The sequence below is a fragment of the Rhodopseudomonas sp. genome, assembly GCF_048594845.1.
Classification (GTDB): domain Bacteria; phylum Pseudomonadota; class Alphaproteobacteria; order Rhizobiales; family Xanthobacteraceae; genus Rhodopseudomonas.
Window position 1 is genome coordinate 1 of record NZ_JBMDXE010000313.1, and the last position, 2,805, is coordinate 2,805.

Sequence of the window (2,805 nt, forward strand, 5' to 3'; positions counted from 1 at the left end):
CAGTACAATAACACCGTCGTGTGCGAGCCAACCTCGATCGCCGTTCTCGATAGACCATCGTGCGCGGTACTCGCGTATGTTGTGTAATTTGGAACAAGTAAAACTACTGGTTGTGTTTTGGAACCGAGTGTAGCGGCCCCGCTACAGCCGTGTGTGCGCGGCCGCACTATCATCGCGGTTGGAAGTTCGAGTCTTTCAACTGGAGAATGCTATGAAAAGGCTGTTGCTCACCGGCGTCGCAGCACTCGCGTTCGCCGTTCCCGCCGTCGCGGCGGACCTTCCTGCCCGCACCTACAAGGCCCCGCCTCCCGCCATCGTGGCCGCCTACAACTGGTCCGGCTTCTATGTCGGCGTGAACGGCGGTTATGGCTGGGGCAAGGGAGATACCAGCTACGATCCGCTGCCGACCCCGGCCGCCTTCATCAACCTGGCGCCGACCGACGTCAGCCTGAAGCCGAAGGGCGGGCTCGCCGGTGGCCAGATCGGCTACAACTGGCAGGTCGGCGCCTTCGTCGGCGGCCTCGAGGCCGATATTCAGTGGGCCGATATCCGCTCCGACGCGCTGGTCTCGCCGATCATCCAGAACAACCTGACGCCCTACGGCGCCGGCTCGTATCTGGCGACCTCCGAGAAGATCAAATGGTTCGGGACGGTGCGCGGCCGCGTCGGCTTCACCGCGACCGACACGCTGCTGCTCTACGGGACCGGCGGTCTCGCCTATGGCGATGTCGAGTACTCGGCCAATGCCAACTTCCTGCCGGTGGGCACCGTGCAGTACCCGGTCTCGTTCTCGAAGACCAAGGTCGGCTGGGTGGCCGGCGCCGGCGCCGAGTGGGCGTTCGCGCCGAGCTGGTCGGCGAAGTTCGAATATCTGCACTACGACCTCGGCAACGAAAGCACGGTCGCCAATCCGGTGCCGGTCAATCCGCCGTTCCAGGTCTCCTATGGCTGGAAGACCAGCGGCGATCTCGTCCGCGCCGGCATCAACTATCGCTGGGGCGGTCCGGTCATCGCCAGGTACTGAGTGCAACACCTCCAGGAGTCCTCGAAGGCCGGCCTCGCGCCGGCCTTTTTTTATGATGCGCGCCGCGTCGCGGCATCGACGGGTCGGAACAACCGCTGTCGCTGCGGCATTGCCGATGCTGGAGCGAACAATCGGTTGATGGCGGTGCGCCAGCACTGGAAATCCATGGCCGTTCTTCCTATGTTCCAGCCTAGCTCACCTCGGCGTCGTCCGCTTGCGAAGGCGCCCTAACCTGCGCGTCTTCGCGTCTGGACATCCCTATGGACGAAGTGATCAAGGCGAAGCGTCAGCCGGCCGCCCCCTCGAGCCGCACCGCCATCACCATTCGCGGCGCCCGCGAGCACAATCTCAAGAACGTCGACGTCACCATCCCGCGCGACAAGCTCGCGGTGTTCACCGGCCTGTCCGGCTCCGGCAAATCCTCTCTGGCGTTCGACACCATCTACGCCGAGGGCCAGCGCCGCTACGTCGAATCGCTGTCGGCCTATGCGCGGCAGTTCCTCGAGATGATGCAGAAGCCGGACGTCGACCAGATCGACGGCCTGTCGCCGGCCATCTCGATCGAGCAGAAGACCACCTCGAAGAACCCGCGCTCGACGGTCGGCACCGTCACCGAGATCTACGACTACATGCGCCTGCTGTGGGCGCGCGTCGGCGTGCCCTACTCGCCGGCCACCGGCCTGCCGATCGAAAGCCAGACCGTGTCGCAGATGGTCGACCGCGTGCTGGCGCTGCCCGAAGGCACGCGGCTCTATCTGCTGGCGCCGGTGGTGCGCGGTCGCAAGGGCGAGTACCGCAAGGAACTCGCCGAGTGGCTCAAGAAGGGCTTCCAGCGCGTCAAGATCGACGGCGCCTTCCACGAGCTTGCCGAAGCGCCGGTGCTCGACAAGAAATTCCCGCACGACATCGACGTCGTGGTCGACCGCATCGTGGTCCGCCCCGATATCGGCCAGCGCCTCGCCGAAAGTTTCGAAACCGCGCTGAAGCTGGCCGAAGGGCTGGCGGTGATCGAAGTCGCTGACGCGCCCGCCGCGGCTGCGGCGCCGGCCCCGGCCGAGGAAGCCGAGGGCAAGAAGAAAAAGGCCGACAAGAAGGTCGCCAAGATCCACGACAAGAGCGGCGCCGAGCGTATCCTGTTCTCGGAGAAGTTCGCCTGCCCAGTGTCCGGCTTCACCATTCCGGAGATCGAACCGCGGCTGTTCTCGTTCAACAACCCGTACGGCGCCTGCCCGGAATGCGGCGGCCTCGGCATCGAGCAGCACATCGATCCCGATCTCGTCGTGCCCGACAAGGAGCTGACGCTGCGCAAGGGCGCGATCGCGCCGTGGGCCAAGTCGTCCTCGCCCTACTACCTGCAGACGCTGACCGCGCTCGGCAAGCACTACAAATTCACGCTCGACACCAAGTGGAAGGACCTCACCAAGAAGGTCCAGAACGCGCTGCTGTACGGCTCCGGCGACGACGACATCAAGTTCTCCTACGAGGATGGCGTCCGTTCCTACGACACCAAGAAGCCGTTCGAGGGCGTCGTCACCAATATCGAGCGCCGCTTCCGCGAGACCGAGAGCGAATGGGCCCGCGAGGAGCTCGGCAAGTACTTCTCCGACGTGCCCTGCGAAGCGTGCCACGGCCATCGCCTCAAGCCCGAGGCGCTCAGCGTCAAGATCGGCGGCAAGCATATCGGCGAAGTCTCCGAGCTGTCGGTGAAGGGCGCCGGCGACTGGTTCGCCGCTGTCCCCGGCCTGCTCAACACCCAGCAGAACGAGATCGCCGTCCGCATC

Annotated in this window: 1 protein-coding gene and 1 pseudogene; both read left to right on the forward strand. The window is 64.8% G+C overall.

What is annotated here, in order from left to right; genetic code table 11:
• The first annotated feature begins 211 nt into the window (after positions 1–211).
• Positions 212–1,024, forward strand: coding sequence for an outer membrane protein (locus ACOJTD_RS20830; protein WP_420134767.1), 813 nt, complete (start codon positions 212–214; stop codon positions 1,022–1,024).
• A gap of 260 nt (positions 1,025–1,284) precedes the next feature.
• Positions 1,285–2,805: pseudogene (locus ACOJTD_RS20835) on the forward strand (excinuclease ABC subunit A); the annotation flags it as partial.

Bases quoted from the DNA above. Each gene is read 5' to 3' on its own strand.
- ACOJTD_RS20830 (WP_420134767.1), top strand. From the start codon at position 212: ATGAAAAGGCTGTTGCTCACCGGCGTCGCAGCACTCGCGTTCGCCGTT.